We start from the raw sequence: 18,591 nt of genomic DNA on the forward strand, positions 1-18,591 counted from the left end.
GCCTGTTTATACGACAGTCTCTTGCGCAGCGCTAACATGATGTTCCTTTTCTCTTCATGCTAATCCAACATCCCTTCTGATCGATAACGTTTAAGAATCTCGCGCCACTCACCATTGGCTTTCACCTCATCTAATCCTTTATCTAAAATGACACGCCATTTATCGGCGTTTGGGTAGTGCTTGCTAAAACAAACCGTATAGTGCTGTTCGGCCAAATCGCTGACCTCATAAAAGCTCAATTTATCCTCTATGCCTAATCGTCGCGCTTCAAAATACGCACCCGCTCGCTCCGTCAGAAACACATCCTGATTCCGTCGTAATAGAAGATTAAAACCCTGCGCTATACTGCCGACCGTGTGATAGTCAATCTTGGCATTTTCCAATAGAGTCGCTTGAGCCCAGCCATTCATCGCCATAGTATGGTGTTTTTTGGCGGTTGCCATCGGATAGGCACCAGGGGCTAAATAGTCACGTCGGGTAATAAAAACGCTGCGAGATTGGCTGATTATCTGAGAAAAGCGGGCAAAGTCGTGCCGCGAGGGTAACGGTCGACAAGACACGGCTCCTAGCCCAACACCTGCTTGTAGATTCCTCATGATGCGCTTCCACGGCATCAACTCGAAATGCACAGTCACGCCTTGAGTCGCGTAAGCCTGACGGACTAGATCTATGTCCATGCCATACACGCCAGCGTCTTTATTTACGTCGTCTGTGGCAGGCAAAATGGAGGAATCTATCATATAGGGCGGAAAGTGCACGCCGTACAGAGTAATGTCCTGTGCATTCGCTCCTTGGCAAAAAAGCCCTGCTAGCAGCACACTGTTTATCGTCGACCTATTAAGATACTTCATGCTGGGAACTTCCTTTTGCCTCATTAGCCTAACGACTATTTCCATGATAGACACACACGCTGTCCAATATGACTCAGAAATAACAGACACTCAAGCATTAGAGGCAGATTCCTACTGGCTACCGCCAAAAGTCATGCCACCTAGAAATAAGAACCAAAAAAAATCAGCCGAAGCTGATTTTTTTAAACAAGAACCCTTTGCATAACGGAGATTAATTATTCACCATCAGCAAGTGTTTTGCGTTGTAATTCAATGATCTCAGCGATTCCTTTACGAGCCACAGCCAACATGCCCACCATGTGTTCATCGCTGAACGCTTCGCCTTCTGCGGTACCTTGGATCTCGATGAAACCGCCTTTGTCATTCATGATAACGTTCATGTCTGTTTCGGCATTAGAATCTTCTGGGTAATCCAGATCCAACACAGGTACACCTTTATAAACACCCACAGAGATCGCGGCAATTTGTGACACGATTGGGTTTTCTTTCACCCTTTTTTTGTCCATCAGAACTTGCATCGCATCCGCTAAGGCAACAAAGCCACCGGTAATAGACGCCGTACGAGTACCGCCATCCGCTTGAATCACATCACAGTCAATCGTGATGGTATTTTCACCCAACTTTTTAAGATCCACAGCGGCGCGCAAAGAACGACCGATCAAACGTTGGATTTCAACCGTGCGACCATTTTGCTTGCCACGAGCGGCTTCACGATCAACACGGCTGTGTGTAGAACGTGGCAACATGCCGTATTCAGCCGTAATCCAACCTTGGCCCTTACCTTTCAAGAAACGCGGCACGCCATTGACCACGGTTGCGGTACAAATAACCTTAGTATCGCCACACTCGATCAATACCGACCCTTCGGCATGCTTCGTAAAGTTGCGTGTAATTTTAAGGGGACGTAACTGATCTGCTTCTCTTCCGCTCGGACGCATATTTGTCTCTCTGTTAATTGAACCATTCTAAAGCGGCAATTATAACGAACCTACACAAAATTACCCCCCTTCCCTATGAAACTATTACTCATCAGGTACACTATTCATTCGGCCTTTTAGGCTCTATTTATTAATATGCTATCAAACTTTAGGTATTTAACATGACTGCAAGCATGACCGCCTTCTCTCGCCAAGAAGCAGTATACGATTGGGGCACCATCAGCTGGGAAATTCGCTCAGTAAATCAACGCTATCTAGAGCCACATTTCCGTTTACCTGAAAGCTTTCGTGAGCTTGAATTCGCCTTTCGTGATGTGCTGAGAAAAAAACTCAACCGCGGTAAATTAGAATGCCAACTGCGCTTTCAAGCCGTAGACAAAGCAGCGGCAAGCCTAAATATAAACGCAAGTAATGCACAAGCACTTGCCGATGCTATTGATAATCTTGGTACTTGGTTTAAAGATTTGAACCCAGTCAACCCGCTCGATATTCTTCAATGGCCAGGCATCTTAAATAACGAAGGTAGCGACTTCGATATGATGAAAAAAGCCGTCTCTGAACTCTTTTCGCAAGGTGTAGAAGAACTTATTCAAGTGCGTTTACGCGAAGGTGAGCAACTTAAAACCATCATCGAACAACGCCTAGATGCCATTGATCAAATCGTCGTCGACGTACAGGCCAAATTGCCAGAAATTCTAGCGGCACAAAAGCAAAACCTGATCGACAAATTAGAAGCGGCCAAAGCGGATCTTGATCCAATGCGAGTAGAGGCAGAAATTGTCATGCTGGCCCAAAAAGCCGACGTAGCAGAAGAACTCGACCGCCTTGCTACACACACCAAAGAAGTACGCCGTCAGCTGCAACAAAAAGGCCCAATTGGTCGTCGCCTCGACTTCTTAATGCAAGAACTCAACCGTGAAGCCAACACGCTATCGTCTAAATCCATCGTCGTTGAAACCACTCAAAGCGCCGTGGAACTGAAGGTTTTGATTGAACAAATGCGAGAACAGATCCAGAATATTGAGTAATCACAAAAGTAAAAGGTGGCACAATGCTGAATCGAGAGGATCTAACACACACGCTAAGGCAGTTAATGCCGGAGGTTAGATTGGTCTATTTGTTTGGCTCACAAGCAGATGGCAGTGCCGCCCCTTCAAGTGATATCGACATTGCCGTGCTGCTCAAGAAAAAATTAGACCCAGTAGCACGTTTCGACCTAGAGCAAACCCTTGCCATCAAACTCGATAAGGATGTCGACTTGGTAGACTTATTAACCGCCTCAACGGTCTTACAAAACCAAGTCATCATGAATGGCGAGCTACTTTTCGGCAGCGAGAGCGAACAGGTTAAGTTTGAAATGCAGATCATGTCCATGTATCAGCATTTGAACGAGGAACGGGCTGACATTTTGCAGGAATACTTAAAATGAACGACTCAGTACTCAATAAGCTAGCAACGGTTGATCGCAGCTTGAAGCGCATCCGAGACGTTTACGATCTTGCGAAAGAGCAGTTCGATACCGATTACACTAGCCAAGATTCTATTATTCTGAACCTTCAGCGCGCCTGCGAATCCAGCATTGATACAGCTAATATACTTAACAAGCAGCACCAAACAGGCATCCCCCAAAGCAGTCGCGACAGCTTTGAATTACTCAAAAAAGCCGGTTTTATTTCTGCGCCTCTCGCGTTAAGTCTTCAGAAAATGGTTGGCTTGAGGAATATTGCAGTTCATGACTACCAAACACTAAACTTAGACATCGTGAAGTATGTGGTCGAGCATCGATTAGGTGACTTTGAAGAGTTTGTTGAGGCCGTTAAAAAAACAGCTTAGCTCACTGTTGCCTGTTGCTCATCATAAGCCAAGCTCATTAGGCTACGACTCAGCTCAATTAACTTCTAACCCGTTGTATAACATTCAATAAGCTCCATAGGATCAAGATAGAAACAACGAATTGGTGGGTAATCTTCATCGAGAATGGCTCCTTTTTCACCTCGCTCTATCATATGAACAGAATGAAAAGAGCCACTTCCTGGAAACACAAAGGCGTTCCCCACCTCAGCATTTTGAGCATAAACCTTTAATGCTTTGGCATAAAAAAACTGCTTTACGATATCCCCCCAACCTGGCGCACTTTGCATATCGCTTGCCCCATAGTATTTTGCATCGATCACGACAAAACTGTTGTATTGTGGGGCTTTCAAAACAGTATCTGTTCGCTGCGCTTTAGAAGTCGCTGGCTTAATCGTTATAAAGCTCACCGGAGTGAAGCGTCAAGATTGGATCAATTTGCAAGCGATAAGATGAGGTTAAAAACGCTTTATCGTAGGCAAAACTAAACACGCCACCTCGGCTTGAGTCGCTATAAGTAAGCAGCCCAATTAGTAAAGGCGCTTCAATTGGCTGCCAGTCGGCATAGACTTCGACGATTTCACGGCTCATTTTGAACCTTCCAGCAATTTTATGTTTTGCAGCTTGATACCCACTTCGTCGTGAGCGGCCATTTCTGCAAAGTTGCTTTCCATGCCAAGAACGGCCATCACTTTTAAGTAAGTGCCTATGGCAACGCCCGGATCACCGGCGAAGACTTTATTCACGGTTTTATGATCAAAACCAGTACGTTCACACAGTAGCTTTTTTGTAAAACCACGTCGTTTCATCGCCAACAGCAAGTCTTCACCAAAATGCGTCAGGATTTTGCGCTGCTTCGGAAACAGTACATTGTGTAAGTCACGCTTAGCCATATCACCAACCAAAGGGACTATATTCCCATTTTATTTAATATAATTGGATTTATATCCTACTTTTAGGCTTAGTTTGCGCGTTGGCCAAGGCGATGATGTGAATCCCTGAATGCCAAAGGCCATCAAATTACACTTTTATGCGCATAAAAATGTAAAAATACGCACTTTTATGCGCGTAAAAATGAGGACTGAGCTATACTACAGGCAGTTAACAGTCTTAATTGGCGGGAAATGACAATGCAGCGCAACTTACTCAACGCCCTAATAGCATGGAAAAATCAACCTGTGCGCAAGCCATTATTGATCGATGGCGCAAGACAAACAGGTAAAACCTATCTACTGCAAGAGCTGTTTGGGAATACCTTTGCCAACATCCTTCGTATCGACTTCCTTGAAAACCCAGCTTACAAAGAAGCGTTCGATGGCTCGTTGTCACCTGACGAGCTAGTAATGAACATTGAGTTGTTAACCAACCAAGCGTTCAATCCAGAAACCGACTTGCTGATATTAGATGAAATTGGCGAATGTGAACGAGCCGTAACTTCGCTGAAGTATTTTGCCGAAAAAGCACCGTCCTATTTTGTCGCAGCCAGCGGTTCGAACATTGGTTTGCTCAATACCTTCCCTGTAGGCAAGGTAGAACAATACAATTTACGACCACTGACCTTCCAAGAATTTATTTACGCATCCAACGAGCAAGCACTGATCAAAGCATTTGATAGTCAAGCAAGCACACCGGCGGTGCACACTAAATTGATGGATAAACTAACCGACTATTTTTTTACCGGTGGTATGCCGGAAGCCGTTTCTGCTTGGTATCAGTTTAAGGATTCAAGCATTCTAGAGCGTGTTGAAAAAGTCACAAAAATTCATGCCGATTTAGTTGAAGGTTATCGCCGCGATTTCGGTAAGTACGCGGGCAAGGTCGATGCCACACTGATTGAATCGGTATTTAATAGCATTCCAGCCCAGCTATCACTTGTCAGCGATGAGTCGGTTAAACGCTTTAAATTTAAGCATGTGCATGAGCGTAAATCTCGTTATAGCGATTTTGAAACCGCGATCCATTGGCTTAACTGCTGCCGCTTAGCTTTGCCAAACTACCCTATTGAAGGATTACCGAAATCTCCGTTGGCGGCCTATAAAAAAGACAATATGGTTAAACTATTTCTGTTTGATGTGGGCCTGCTCAATCATATGCTGGGCAGCAGTTATAAAGAGATTAAGCAACAAAACTATGAATACAAAGGCTATGTGGCTGAAAACTTTGTGCAACAAGAGCTCACAGCTATTGGCGTTGACCCAAGCTATTCATGGAATGACGCCCGCGCCGAAATCGAATTTATTTTGGCGACCGATGAAGGCGATATCATCCCTGTTGAAGTCAAAAGTGGTAAACGTACAAGAGCAAAATCGTTGGCATCCTACGTTGAAAAATGTACTCCAAGTAAAACCTTTAAGTTAACGGGTACACAAGGCTCTTCAGCGTTAGAACAAACCAATATCGTGATGCCTTTGTATTTCACGCAGTATTTACCTCAGAGATAGTAAAGGCACGTTGCTTAGCCCCGAGGTCTACACAAAGTGACTTTATTGGTAACAAGCTTTAGGCCTATTGAGAATAGTCGCCTTTTATAACCAGCAGCCCCCTCACTCAATGATAAAAGTGTGCGGCGGCTTTACCTATGCCGGTTGGCAGTTGTTTATCGTGTATCCATTGCTTCGGCGCTTGCCCATACATGCGTTTGAATTCTCGGCTAAATTGCGACGTGCTGACGTACCCCACATCCATTGCGGCAGAGCTGACGTTCATACCGGCGGCGATTTTCATGGCGGCGGTGTTGAGTCGCATGGCTTTGACAAATTGAATCGGTGACATGGTGGTCGCTTGTTTAAACTTACGGTGTAACACGGCCCTACTCATACCGACTTGGGAGGCCATGGTTTCGATATTAACCGGCTGATTTAGATTGGAAGATAAGTAGTCAATCGCTCTGGCAATTTCATTACCAACACCAAAAGCACGGCGCGCAGACGCCCCAGTCTCACCCTTCAATACGCTGTAATACAGCTCACGCAACCGGCCTTCACCCAAAATAGCAGACTCTGATGGAGCATCAGCTAATTCCAGCAAGCGTAATAGTGCATCAGTGAATGAATTATCCCAATGAGCCAGGGCAAAACCAGGCGGTAATGAACTTCCCTGAGGTTTATGAAGAGTCCCCATCGAGCGCTCCATTGCCAATGAAAGTTCAGTCATCACCTTAGTATCAAGAGAGATATAAACACCCAAAAGTGGGTTTTCAGGGGAAGCCATGGGGGTTCCCGCTTCCACTGGCATAGACATGGAGCAGCACATGTACTGGCGACTGTCATACACGTGTCTTTGGCCATCCAAAATCGCCTCTTTTGCACCACTAAGAATGGCAATCACAGCCGGCTCGTATACCGCAGGGGCACAGCGCATAGGGCTAGACACCCGAAACAGCTTTACCCCCTCCACGCCAGTTTCCACCATGCCATCTTGCGTGACCTTTGCTTCAATAATTTGCTTGATCTTGTCTTTGCTCATGCCACCAACATTCCTTAATAAACGCTAAGTTCAAATTAGCACTGGCAAAACAACAACTCAATCGAGCGATACAAATAGGCAATTTTTAGAGACTATTTCGCCTATTTACAGCTCCTCTTGAGAGCTATATTTGCTTGCAATGAAAACATCTGCGGCACAACAACCACAGCAAACTAATATCTAGGGATTTGAACAATGAAAACCAAATGCACCCAAAAAGGCTGGACACCCGAGCAACTTGGCTCCCTTATAGGCAAAACCTACCTGATCACTGGCGCTAATAGCGGCGCTGGATTTCAAGCCTCCCGCACCTTGCTCGCCAAGGGCGCAAAAGTCGTCATGCTTAACCGTAATGCGGCTAAATCCAACGCGGCAATTAGCGCCTTAAAACAGGAGCTTGGCCAGCAAGCAGACGTTTCTGTCATTCTCATGGATCTTGCTGCCTTAGATTCAGTACGCCAAGCAGCAAATGACGTGTTGGATAACGTACCAACTATCGACGCTCTGATTTGTAACGGGGCAATCGCACAGGTAGCTAAGCAAACTTTCACCAAAGAGGGTTTTGAAAGCCAACTAGGGGTGAACCACTTCGGGCATTTTTTACTCTGCGGTATGCTGTTTGAGCGCCTTGAAGCCAGCCAAGGTCGCATCGTTGTGGTCGGCAGTAATGCCTACAAAATGGGCCTCAAAAAAATTCAATTTAATGACCTTAACTTTGATAAAAAGTACACGGCGTGGGATTCCTACGCGCAAAGCAAACTGGCCCAGATGATGTTCGCTTACGAATTACAAGATCGCATTGCTGTGGCAAATAGAAGCGTCAAGGTCTATGTGTGTCATCCAGGTGCCTCCCGAACCAACTTACTTATGGACACTGCCAGTACTTTTAACAAGGTACTCTGGTCAGTATTGTCTCGAGTGATTGCCCAATCGGCTGAAAAAGGCGCTTGGCCTGAAATCATGTGTGCCACACAAAATGGCCTCACCTTCAAAACCCTTTATGGTCCCACTAAAAGAGCGGACACCGTTGGTCCAGTGGGCGAATGTTCATTACATAAAGTGGCGCTGGATAAGCAGATGGCGACGCAGCTTTGGACCCTATCGGAACAGAAAACAGCGTTTAACTGGTCATTATAGAAGACACATAAACATCGCCTTATTATTCAGATTAACGCTGCTTTCCAGAGGAGCGCAAACTGCGCCCCTCTCTCCTTCCCTTCCTGCCCTAATAAAACTTTATCGACCATTCCGGCATTTTTAACGATTTAAAGCGTGTTTTCCCTGATCTATCGGTTAATATAGGATATTCTGATCAGGTCATAACCAACATTCTCAGTTATGGAAAACGACAAATGACTGGCACAGGCTCCCGTTCATCGATTGTTGTCTTAATAATGCTTTTGTGCGGGCTATTGTCTTCGATCGTGAATGCGGCGCCACCGACGCTTCAGGTCAACCATGATTTTAAAAAGCTGGAACAGTTCCAGATGGGGTATTTTGTCGATCCATCCGGCAATATGCCCATTAGCCAAGTACAAAACCAACACTTTGAAGCGTCTTCTAACTCAATCACCTTGGGGTCCAACGCAAAGACAACTTGGGCAAAAATAGTACTTCAAAATACCAGCGACTCCCCGATCACTCTCTACCTTCATAATCCTTATGCTTACTACAATCATGCCATTGAACTTAATGAAGTAGTCAATGGCCAAGTCACCCGTAAGCGGCTGTTGGATATGGATAATAAAGACACCTACGAGTGGATGTATCAGGGCACTGCTGTGTTTGACATGACGCTCCCACGCCAACAGGTCACAACACTTTATTTGAAGAATGTTTCTTATATTTATCAAGTGTTTAGTGTCGAACTCTACAGCCAAGATTTATCCAAAAGAGTACTCATAAACCAATACAATGACATTACCTTGATTGTGGGTATGGTATTGGCGCTCATTATTTATAACTTCTTTCTGTTTTTGTCGTCGCGCTTAAAAGAACATCTTTTTTATGCCTGCTACTTGGTTTCAGGGGGATTTTGGATCGCCCTTTCATACGGCTTATTTGCCAGCTTTTTTGATGTCTTTGGCTCTATCACACTGAAATGGAATATCGCCCTCGGCACCATGCCGATCTGTTTGTTGTTCTTCATGATCAACATTTTTGAAACGAGAAAAAAATACCCGATCGAACACAAAGCTTTGCTGACGACCATTGCCATATTAGCCACCAATTCTATCTATGGTTTGTTTGACATTATCAGTGCGCTTGAATATGCCAGTACACTGGCCTTTATTGTTATGTCCATCAGCCTATGCGTCACCATTTCCATGTTTGTGCGTCGGCACCCTCTTGCCCTTTTATTCTTAATTGGCCATGGTTTTTTCGTTACATTTAGCGTGTTGGCTGTGCTGTTTTATCAGGGAAGAATTGGCTTTAACTATATCAATAGCCACGGAGTTGGCATTGGGATTTTGTTAGAATCGCTTGTGCTATCACTGATCATTGCCAATCGTATTCGCACATTAGAAAAGCTCGAGGCGACCCAAGCGGAGTTGCAGCTACTGGCTTCCACAGACCCATTAACACAGCTGCTGAACCGCCGATCATTTGACTTAGAAGCCAGTGCATTGTTAAACCAAGATAAACAAATACGATTCCCTCTTTCACTGGCCATTCTCGACATCGATTTCTTCAAAAACATCAATGACACCTATGGGCACAGCTTAGGAGATCAAGTCATTGTACGCGTCGCCGACGTGCTCAGAGCACAGTGCCGCCTGCAAGATATTGTTGCCCGTTATGGCGGAGAAGAGTTCGTTATTCTGATGCCAAATACCACCCGAGAAAAAGCCCACGTATTGGCCGAGCGCATTCGTACCACCTTGGCACACACTAGCGTTCAGGTTGACCAAAATCAGTTAGTCAACTTCACGCTTAGTGTGGGGATTTCCGAAGTGGATGCTAAGACCGCAGATCTACAAGCCGCTATAAATCAAGCAGATAAAGCCTTGTACAAAGCCAAAAACAGCGGACGAAACCAGTCTCAGCTGCACATTAGCTAATACTCTAGAGGCTGCGTTTTTTGCTATACCTCACAACTCACCCTGCAAAAGCCTGTTTAAAGGCGTCAAACAACCATTCATAAGCAGGGCCTCGCTGGGCGCCTTTTTTGGAGACTAGATCCACTGGCACCGACCAAGGTTTATGGTCGAAAACCACGTCTATTTTATGAATATTGTTGTCTTCTATGAGCGGCGAAACCAAGGGTAAAGGCAAGTATGCCCAGCCGACCTTCTGCATCACCAACTCCAGCGCGGCGTAATTGCTAGAGCACCACCAGACATTGGGCGTTATGCTGATCAATGCCTGAGGCTCTTTCTTACGCGTACCTCGAACCGTCACCTGACGATAAGGCGCTAGATCAGACTCTGAGCTCACTCTTTGCCCAGCTAAAGGGAAGGCTTCATGGCAAACGGCAATAAAATCGACCCCGCCCACATAGCAAAAATCGACTTGTTTATTGGCTTCAATTTCAGCAAACATCACACCTATGTCTATATTACCGGTAGCAACGGCGTTAACTATGTCTGGCGACGCCAAAGACACAAGCTCAATCTGAACGTAAGGAAACGTCAGCGCAAACTGTTGCAATACGGTTGAGACGTAAGGCGCTAATAAAGCGTCGTCTACTGCGATGGTAAGTCCGCTTTCCTCATTCCTCAAAATCGATTCTGCAATCTGTTCGAATTCATAAGATTGCGCCAAAAGCGACCTCGCGCTGCGAATTAAACGCTCGCCTTCTGGTGTCAACTTGGGGCTACGAGAGCTTCTATCAAATAGCTCAACGCCCAAGTCCAGCTCCAAATTACTAATCCCATGGCTAACCGCCGACTGCACTTTTCCAAGCCGTCTCGCGCACGCCGAAAATGAACCGAGTTCGGCCGACAACACCAGCATATTGATCTGTTCTAGACTTATCATATGAATAATATCGATAGTTAATAACTTTTAAATATCATAATAATTGATAGCATAAAGCGCAAACCTACTTTCTCCTTCCTCATACACACCGTAAGGAACTACCCTAATGAGCTGGTTATATTTGCTACTTGCCGGTCTTACTGAAATCGGCTGGCCTATTGGCTTGAAAATAGCGCAATCCGGCGGCTCCAAAATCGCAGGAATCGCCATCGCCGTGTTCTTTATGTTTATCAGCGGCACGTTACTTTGGCTCGCCCAAAAAGAGATTCCGATGGGAACTGCCTATGCAGTATGGACAGGAATCGGTGCCTCAGGCACCTTTTTAGTTGGCATTTGGTTTTATGGGGACCCAACATCCTTAATGCGTTATAGCGGCGTCTTACTCATTATTCTCGGTGTCGTTGTGTTAAAATTCGCACACTGATCACTCGAATCACAAGCAGCGTCTTGGCAACAATTATAATGCCCTTACTAACCGCGCTATAAAGTAGAATGCCGCCAACAAGCAAGCGGCATTTCCTTGATGGGTTAACAGGGAATAACACTCTCACTCTTTTCCGAATTTGGCTGATTACACTATGAATACCTTACGTCGCCTCGCACAACATGACGCCGCCTACTTGCTCGTATTTATTTTTCTTATCTCACTCAATTTGCGCGGTCCCGTTACTGGCTTGCCGCCATTATTAGACCGCATCAGCCAAGATTTACATCTCTCTAGCTCGCAATCCGGTTTATTAACCAGCTTGCCTCTGCTTATTTTTGCGCTATTCGCACCGGTGGCGTCTTGGTTAACCAGACATTTTCAGATCGAACGTATCTTAGCCACTGGAGTTGGTTTAATAGCCCTAGGGATGGTGGCTCGCTCCCTTGGATCACTCAGTACCTTGTACATGGGCGCTGTGCTGATTGGTGCCGGTATCGCCATTGGTAATGTTCTGCTGCCCAGCTTATTAAAACGTGAATTCCCAAATCACATTGTTCAGCTCACTGCCATTTATGTCCTGATGATGAGCGTGGGCGGATTCATAATGTCCAGTTTTGCGGTGCCATTAAGCGTGTTTGCTGAAGGGTCGGGCTTCACCCTACCAATGAGCAGCTGGTCATTCGCATTAGCTTGCCAAGGGTTAATGATTCTTTTGCCATTGGTGGTTTGGTTTACGTGCAAGATAACCCAGCACCACACGCCACAAATCAATAACACAGAAGTGTCCCCCAAACTGTGGCGTTCTGTTACTGCGTGGCAAGTGGCTGGGTTTCTCGCCGTTAACTCATTAGTAAATTACATCGTCGTCGCTTGGGTGCCTTCCATCTTGGTGAGCTACGGTTATACGGACTCAACCGCCGGCTTGTATCAAGGCTATTTACAGCTGGCTGGGGCGTTACCGTCGTTAATTCTCGCGCCCTTTATCCATCGCTTAGGCAGCCACCGCCGACTGTGCTTAATTGCAACAGGCTTAACTTGGTTGAGTATATTTGGCTTTTTATACCTTCCTAGCTGGTCTGGTGTCTGGGCCGTGAGCTTTGGTTTTGGGGTCAGCATGGGATTTATTTTGGGTTTATCCTTTGTCAGCTTAAGAACCAATAGTCCCAAGCAAGCCGCGGCACTCTCAGGTATGGCGCAGCTTATTGGCTACACATTAGCCGCCTTGGGTCCGGTGCTTATTGGGGCTCTTCATGACTGGCGTCATTCATGGGATGAACCGCTCTATGTGCTCTTAGTAATTGGCTTTTTGTGGATGATTCTAGGTTGGATGGCGAGCCCTAAACCGTCGAAATAACGCGATTGGCTTATAAAAGCGTAAGAAATACAGTTTTATCGGTGATCAAAAAAGTACTCAGTCGAAAAAAAAAGGGAGAGTGTTATACTCCATTTTTTCTCCATATTTGTCGCTTAGGAATCATCGGTTCATGTATCAAACGAGAGTTCGTTCACTGTTCGTCACTTTAACGGTTCAAATACTGTATCTCGTGCTGATTTTGATGGCGTCGCGCTATGTCATGTTGGCGGTTTTCTCTGAACCTAGTCAATTAGCCACTCACAGCGACGACGTACAACGCATGTGGACAACCGGTGTACGCTACGATTTGCGTGTCGGTGGTATGCTAATGGTGCCCTTTGCTTTATTGGGTCTCCTAATGGCAAGCAGTCGCATTACATGGCGCGCTTTCAGAGTCTGCTTACCTTGGATATTTGGCTTCATTGCTTTTGCCGTCGCTATGGTCGCCATCAGTAACTATTACTACTATCAGACCTACCACAATACCTTTGATGTGTTTGCTTTTGGTCTGGCTGAAGACGATACCGCCAGCGTCTTAGCGAATATGTGGGAAGGCTATCCCGTGATTCGAGGTTTGCTTGCCGCACTGGCTGCGGCCTATCTTTCCGGCCGCTTTACTCGTTATTTCCTAAAAGACAAAGCCCCTAAAAAGTGGAATCTAGCCCTCTTTGTTTTGTTCACTTTTATCATGATTCTTATCTTGGCGATTATTAGCCGCGGCAGTCTAGGCACCTTCCCATTAAGACGTGGTAATGCGCAGGTATCGCAACTTTTATTACTCAATAAAATCACACCAAATGGTTTGATGAGCCTCAACTGGGCCATCAATGACCATAACGAAGATTTGTCTTTTTCTCCGGTTAGCAAGGCCAAAGGCGAGCAATTAGAGAAACAGCTGGGCATCAGCAGTCTAATAGAAAAAACACCTAAAAACCCTTGGCTTGCAGAACACAAACCCAATGTTGTGATGGTGCTCATGGAGAGTTTCGGTAGCAACATGCTGCAATTTGATGAAGTCGGTAAGAATGATCTGCTCGGTCACCTTCGCCCACATTTTGCAGAAGATTTTGTCTTCAAACGCTTTGTCTCTGAAGACAATGGCACCGCGCCGTCTCTGGCCGCTATGTTCTTTCACAGCCCTCTGCAAAACATTAGCCACAGCTCAGCACAACACACCAAGCTAACGGGTACACCCTTCGATGTGTACAAGAAAGCAGGCTACAAAGTCATTTTCATCTCACCTGGTAATATGATGTGGCGTAACCTGGTGAACTATTTACCTGTTCAAGGCGTGGATGCGGTTTACGACCAAAACACCTTAATGAAGATGTACCCTGAATCTGCCAATGAAATCACCGATTGGGGCGTGCCTGATGACTACGCTTATCGTCTTGCAGAGAAGTTGCTAAAAGAGTCGAAAGAACCGACCTTTATCAGCATTCTGACCATTACGAATCACCCTCCTTATGTCACACCGGATCGCTACCAACCGCAACCTATCGCGCTCACGCCTGAGGTGAAACGACACGCTGAGGCACAAGGCCAAGAAGAGCTCAACATTCAAGAAACTTACCAATATGCAGCAGACGCCTTTGGTCAGTTTATTAGTTCCGTGGAAAACTCCGATAAGGCTGATAGTACCTTGATCGCCGCCACTGGCGACCATCAAATGCGCCGTCTCAAGGCCTATTACCCAGAAGAGCAAATGCTCGATCGTGCGGTGCCTTTCTATCTGCATGTGCCAAAGAAAATACTCGACAACAGCCAATGGCACTACGATCCAAGTCGCGTCGGTTCGCACAAGGATATCTTCCCAACGCTGTACAATTACTCATTATCAGACACCTCTTATCAAGCCATTGCTGGGCGTAACATGCTGGCAGTAGAAGACGATAAGCAACGTGCGTTTGGTTACAACACCACCCTTTGGATAGATGACAAGGGGGCTTATCCAATGAGTGGTCAACCGGCTTTTTACCCTTGGAAAGACGCAACCAGCTTAGAAGTTAAAAAACAAAGCCAACAGGTTCCCCCTTTTCAGCAAGCTCGCCAAAAAGCGCTGCCAGAGCTATTACGCTGGCAAATTAACGCACATATAAAAGGCTTTAAAGAGTAAACACAATCAAGGACCAAAGGCATCTAAATGCCTTTGGTCCTATCTTCTGCTTGCGTGTTTTGGGTTTGCAGCAAGGGGATGATAAGAGTAAATATCCTTCCCTCCCCTTCTTTAGACATCACTTCGATACGGCCCTTCATCAGTGCGCTCAATAAAGACAGTGCCATGCGCCCGTCTCCCAATGGCATACTCATTTCATGAACTAAGCCTGCCGCCACACTAAAAAGGGCAAGATAAGAAAGGCCACTCTGCACCTGATTGCGCCGTTAACTGCGCCATTCAAACCAGATCATTGCCTAACTAAAATAACTCGAATGGCATTTTCTTCAAATACAATGTGTTGCTTTTATACGCACACCCAAAAAGTCGCTTCCAATTCCTCAATAGAACATAAGCGGAGCGAAAAACAGCATATTATGATATAGTCATAGTCCTTATATTTTGGCTAATCTCAACTGGGTTTAAAGGTAATATGGATCGACACACGGGCAACTTATTTATCCTTTCTGCGCCTTCTGGTGCAGGCAAATCTTCTTTATATAAAGCATTATTACAAGCGGATGATAAGGTTCGTATTTCGATATCTCACACCACAAGAGCACCACGAAAAGGTGAAGAGCATGGTCGTGAATACTACTTTACTGAAGACGAAGATTTTTTAGATATGATTGCCGAAGATGCCTTTTTCGAACATGCTCAAGTGTTTGATAACTATTACGGCACTTCGAAAGCTTCGATTTTCAACATGCTAGAGCAAGGCTTAGACGTTATTCTAGAGATCGATTGGCAAGGCGCGCGCCAAGTGCGTAAGCTCTACCCAGATGCCATTGGTGTCTTTATATTACCGCCTTCTTTAAAAGCACTTGAAGAACGTTTGCATGGCCGCGGAACAGACAGTGAAGAGGTCATTCAGCGTCGCATGAGTAAAGCGGTTGCTGAGATGTCACACTATGATGAATACGATTTTGTCATCGTAAATGACGACTTTGAGACCGCGTTAACACAAATGCAGTCGATTTTTACCGCAATGCGCTCAAAAAACACCGTAATGAAACAAAAATATGGCAATCTTATCAATGATCTCTTGTCATTATGAGAAGCCGTTAAGTAGAATTACATTTGCATAAATAGATAACCGCAATACAGAGGTCAAAATGGCTCGAGTTACCGTAGAAGATTGTTTAGAAAACGTTGATAACCGCTTTGAATTAGTCATGGTGGCATCAAAACGTGCACGTCAACTTGCCACTGGTGGTGAAGAAGCGAAAGTGGCACTTGAAGACGACAAAGTAACCGTAGTTGCTTTACGTGAAATAGCTGAAAACTTGATTAACGCCAAAAACGTTGATCTTCAAAAGCAACCTATTCACGAGTTCTAATATTGATGGTGTCGCTCATACCACTGCCGTCGTGCTTTCTATTTGCTGTTGTGAGGTGAGCGATGTATACCATTGAAAATTTAGCTCAGACATTAAGTCAATATTTACCTCACGAGCAAGTCGCTCAGGTAAAACGCGCATACTATTACGCAGAACAAGCTCATGATGGGCAATGGCGTAAAAGTGGCGAACCTTATGTTACCCATCCACTTGCTGCCGCTGAAATCCTTGCGGATTTACGCATGGACAGTGAAGGGTTAACAGCAGCCCTCCTTCATGACGTTATCGAAGACACCGGCATCAGCCGTGAAGCGTTAACTGAGCAGTTTGGAGAAGGCGTTGCCAGTTTGGTTGATGGCGTTAGTAAACTGACGCATCTTGAGTTCAATAGCCAAATTGAAAAGCAAGCTCATAACTTCCAGAAAATGGCCATGGCCATGGCGGATGACATTCGAGTCATTCTCGTCAAATTGGCGGACCGTCTGCACAATATGCGCACGCTGGATTCGATGCCAGCTCACAAAAAACGCCGTATTGCTCGCGAAACTCTCGATATTTATGCCCCTATTGCAAACCGCTTAGGGATGTACAATGTTCGAGTGGCTCTGGAATCTCTCGCTTTTGAAGCTTACTACCCAATGCGGGCTCGCATGCTGCAGCGTGCTATCAACAAGAAATATGGCCACCGCAGCAAAGATACCGAAAAACTTGAAGATTTTATTCGCTCTGAATTAGCCGCCGACTATATCGACGCTCATATCAGTGTGAGAGAAAAACACATCTACAGTATTTATCAGAAGATGAGCAAAAAACGCCGCTCTCTTGATGAAATCATGGATGTGTTAGGTGTGCGTATCGTGACCGATCGCCACGACAGCTGCTATCGCATTCTCGGCATTATTCATGCCTTGTTTAAACCCATCGAAGGCCGCTTTAAAGATTATATCGCCGTTCCAAAATCCAACGGCTACCAATCACTGCATACCACGGTTGTTGGTACTAATGGCCTACCGATGGAAGTACAAATCCGCACCGAAGAGATGGATTTAGTCGCTAATAACGGCATCGCTGCGCATTGGGCTTATAAATTCAGTGGCAATGCCGCCGCGCCAAACAATCACGATCGAGCAACGAAATGGGTGAAAAGCTTGCTGGAAATCCAGCAAAAAGCAGGTAACCCAATTGAGTTTGTTGATAATGTTAAAAGTGATTTGTTCCCTGATGAGGTGTATGTATTTACTCCGAAAGGTCAGATCATCGAACTGCCATCTGGTGCTACACCGGTCGATTTTGCTTATGGCGTACACACAGAAATTGGTAACACCTGTATTTCTTGTCGCATCAACCGCCGCCTGGCACCGCTTAGCACTCAGCTCGAAAGCGGACAGACCGTTGAAATCATCAGTGCCAAAAATGCGCAACCTAACGTTGCTTGGTTAAGCTTTGCCATCACGGGTAAAGCGCGCACGAATATTCGCCATTACCTTAAAGACAAACAGCGTGAAAATGCGATATCTATCGGACATCGTCTGCTAACTCGCTCGTTAAATGCCTTTAAAACGAATATTGAAGAACTAACGAAAGAGCAAATCGATCAAGTCCTTGTGCAACATCAACTTAACACTCTGGATGATTTACTTGAGTCCATCGGCAAAGGCCGACATGTTGGTTATTTGGTCGCACGAGAGCTGTTCCCAAATTACGATGAAAACACTCTTATCACGCCGAAATCCTTTAAGGTGAACGGCTCTGAGGGAATGCTGATTTCGTATGCGAAATGTTGCTCACCAATTCCTGGAGACCCAATTGTTGGTCACGTTCAAGTGGATAAAGGGATCATTATTCATCATTTGAACTGCCCGAACATTCAAGATCATCTCTCCAGCCCTGAGCGCTTTATCCGTATGGTTTGGGGCAAAGATATTGAAGAAGATCTCAATATTAGCCTGATTGTTAGTTACATTAATGAACGTGGTGCCGTGGCAAAAATTGCCAGCTCCATCAGCGATACCGATTATCAAGTGTCTAACTTAGACATTATTGAACGTGGACGTGTCAGTCGCCTTCGTTTGAATATCACTATTTCTAGTCGTGTTGGCTTAGCAGACGTAATGCGCCGTATTAAGGCTGTTCGTTGCGTCGAGAAAGTCTCTCGTGAGACCATTGTTGGTCGTTAGAGCCTTTAACATGACCTCTATATTTTAACCCGCCTCAGTCAGAACAGACCGA

At 45.4% G+C, this 18,591-nt stretch carries 20 protein-coding genes; 12 read left to right on the forward strand and 8 right to left on the reverse strand.

The window, feature by feature from the left end:
• Positions 1–59: 59 nt before the first annotated feature.
• Both E0D71_RS04740 and rph read right to left on the reverse strand, forming a co-directional pair.
• Positions 60–851, reverse strand: coding sequence for a transporter substrate-binding domain-containing protein (locus E0D71_RS04740; RefSeq protein WP_165942954.1), 792 nt, complete (start codon positions 849–851; stop codon positions 60–62).
• A 215-nt stretch (positions 852–1,066) separates the two neighbouring features.
• Positions 1,067–1,789 (reverse strand): ribonuclease PH, encoded by a 723-nt coding sequence (rph, locus tag E0D71_RS04745; RefSeq protein WP_133002177.1) that lies wholly within the window; start codon positions 1,787–1,789, stop codon positions 1,067–1,069.
• A 161-nt stretch (positions 1,790–1,950) separates the two neighbouring features.
• Here rph and E0D71_RS04750 point away from each other — a divergent pair, with 161 nt between their 5' ends.
• Genes E0D71_RS04750 through E0D71_RS04760 form a run of 3 tightly spaced genes read left to right on the forward strand, consistent with a single transcriptional unit; the run spans position 1,951 to position 3,622 of the window.
• Positions 1,951–2,817, forward strand: a complete 867-nt coding sequence (locus E0D71_RS04750) for a YicC/YloC family endoribonuclease (protein WP_133002178.1) — start codon at positions 1,951–1,953, stop codon at positions 2,815–2,817.
• Positions 2,818–2,840: 23 nt separating this feature from the next.
• Positions 2,841–3,218 carry a nucleotidyltransferase domain-containing protein gene (locus E0D71_RS04755; RefSeq protein WP_133002179.1) on the forward strand — a complete coding sequence of 126 codons (378 nt, stop codon included), beginning with the start codon at positions 2,841–2,843 and terminating at the stop codon, positions 3,216–3,218.
• Entirely contained in the window at positions 3,215–3,622 is a 408-nt protein-coding gene (locus E0D71_RS04760) for a DUF86 domain-containing protein (RefSeq protein WP_133002180.1), read from the forward strand. Before E0D71_RS04755 ends, E0D71_RS04760 begins: the two co-directional genes overlap by 4 nt.
• Before the next feature lie 65 nt (positions 3,623–3,687).
• Here the strand turns inward: E0D71_RS04760 and E0D71_RS04765 are convergent, their stop codons facing one another.
• From E0D71_RS04765 to E0D71_RS04775, 3 genes are read right to left on the reverse strand one after another with little or no spacing between them, the layout of a single operon-like run.
• Complete coding sequence (locus E0D71_RS04765) at positions 3,688–4,050, reverse strand: LlaJI family restriction endonuclease (RefSeq protein ID WP_133002181.1); 363 nt, start codon at positions 4,048–4,050, stop codon at positions 3,688–3,690.
• Entirely contained in the window at positions 4,031–4,231 is a 201-nt protein-coding gene (locus E0D71_RS04770; RefSeq protein ID WP_243711937.1) for a hypothetical protein, read from the reverse strand. The genes E0D71_RS04765 and E0D71_RS04770 overlap by 20 nt, the downstream gene beginning before the upstream one ends.
• Entirely contained in the window at positions 4,228–4,533 is a 306-nt protein-coding gene (locus E0D71_RS04775) for a helix-turn-helix domain-containing protein (RefSeq protein WP_036984862.1), read from the reverse strand. Before E0D71_RS04775 ends, E0D71_RS04770 begins: the two co-directional genes overlap by 4 nt.
• A 237-nt stretch (positions 4,534–4,770) precedes the next feature.
• Between E0D71_RS04775 and E0D71_RS04780 the strand changes: the two genes are divergently transcribed.
• A complete protein-coding gene (locus E0D71_RS04780) occupies positions 4,771–6,081 on the forward strand; it encodes an AAA family ATPase (protein ID WP_133002748.1) in 1,311 nt (436 codons plus the stop codon).
• A 106-nt stretch (positions 6,082–6,187) separates the two neighbouring features.
• On the opposite strand, the gene E0D71_RS04785 is transcribed toward E0D71_RS04780, so the two are convergent.
• Positions 6,188–7,105 (reverse strand): AraC family transcriptional regulator, encoded by a 918-nt coding sequence (locus tag E0D71_RS04785; protein ID WP_133002182.1) that lies wholly within the window; start codon positions 7,103–7,105, stop codon positions 6,188–6,190.
• A 195-nt stretch (positions 7,106–7,300) separates the two neighbouring features.
• Here E0D71_RS04785 and E0D71_RS04790 point away from each other — a divergent pair, with 195 nt between their 5' ends.
• Both E0D71_RS04790 and E0D71_RS04795 read left to right on the forward strand, forming a co-directional pair.
• Positions 7,301–8,242, forward strand: coding sequence for an SDR family oxidoreductase (locus E0D71_RS04790; RefSeq protein WP_133002183.1), 942 nt, complete (start codon positions 7,301–7,303; stop codon positions 8,240–8,242).
• A 215-nt stretch (positions 8,243–8,457) separates the two neighbouring features.
• Positions 8,458–10,167, forward strand: coding sequence for a diguanylate cyclase (locus E0D71_RS04795; protein ID WP_133002184.1), 1,710 nt, complete (start codon positions 8,458–8,460; stop codon positions 10,165–10,167).
• A 37-nt stretch (positions 10,168–10,204) separates the two neighbouring features.
• Here the strand turns inward: E0D71_RS04795 and E0D71_RS04800 are convergent, their stop codons facing one another.
• A complete protein-coding gene (locus E0D71_RS04800; RefSeq protein ID WP_133002185.1) occupies positions 10,205–11,086 on the reverse strand; it encodes a LysR family transcriptional regulator in 882 nt (293 codons plus the stop codon).
• Between the two features lie 106 nt (positions 11,087–11,192).
• Between E0D71_RS04800 and E0D71_RS04805 the strand changes: the two genes are divergently transcribed.
• From E0D71_RS04805 to E0D71_RS04815, 3 genes are all read left to right on the forward strand, one after another.
• Entirely contained in the window at positions 11,193–11,510 is a 318-nt protein-coding gene (locus E0D71_RS04805) for a multidrug efflux SMR transporter (protein WP_133002186.1), read from the forward strand.
• Positions 11,511–11,664: 154 nt separating this feature from the next.
• Positions 11,665–12,867 (forward strand): MFS transporter, encoded by a 1,203-nt coding sequence (locus tag E0D71_RS04810; protein WP_133002187.1) that lies wholly within the window; start codon positions 11,665–11,667, stop codon positions 12,865–12,867.
• 130 nt (positions 12,868–12,997) lie between these two features.
• Positions 12,998–14,983, forward strand: coding sequence for an alkaline phosphatase family protein (locus E0D71_RS04815; protein WP_133002188.1), 1,986 nt, complete (start codon positions 12,998–13,000; stop codon positions 14,981–14,983).
• A gap of 23 nt (positions 14,984–15,006) precedes the next feature.
• Here the strand turns inward: E0D71_RS04815 and E0D71_RS04820 are convergent, their stop codons facing one another.
• On the reverse strand, positions 15,007–15,237 hold the full coding sequence (locus E0D71_RS04820) for a hypothetical protein (RefSeq protein WP_133002189.1): 231 nt from the start codon (positions 15,235–15,237) through the stop codon (positions 15,007–15,009).
• Between the two features lie 218 nt (positions 15,238–15,455).
• Between E0D71_RS04820 and gmk the strand changes: the two genes are divergently transcribed.
• The 3 genes from gmk (at position 15,456) to E0D71_RS04835 (ending at position 18,539) form a co-directional block, all read left to right on the forward strand.
• Positions 15,456–16,079: a guanylate kinase gene (gene gmk / locus E0D71_RS04825; RefSeq protein WP_133002190.1), complete on the forward strand. Its 624-nt coding sequence runs from the start codon at positions 15,456–15,458 to the stop codon at positions 16,077–16,079.
• Between the two features lie 58 nt (positions 16,080–16,137).
• Positions 16,138–16,362: a DNA-directed RNA polymerase subunit omega gene (gene rpoZ, locus E0D71_RS04830; protein WP_133002191.1), complete on the forward strand. Its 225-nt coding sequence runs from the start codon at positions 16,138–16,140 to the stop codon at positions 16,360–16,362.
• A gap of 62 nt (positions 16,363–16,424) precedes the next feature.
• Positions 16,425–18,539, forward strand: coding sequence for a bifunctional (p)ppGpp synthetase/guanosine-3',5'-bis(diphosphate) 3'-pyrophosphohydrolase (locus E0D71_RS04835; RefSeq protein ID WP_133002192.1), 2,115 nt, complete (start codon positions 16,425–16,427; stop codon positions 18,537–18,539).
• Positions 18,540–18,591: the final 52 nt, after the last annotated feature.

The organism is Marinomonas sp. KMM3893 (assembly GCF_004352855.1).
Taxonomy (GTDB): domain Bacteria; phylum Pseudomonadota; class Gammaproteobacteria; order Pseudomonadales; family Marinomonadaceae; genus Marinomonas; species Marinomonas arenicola.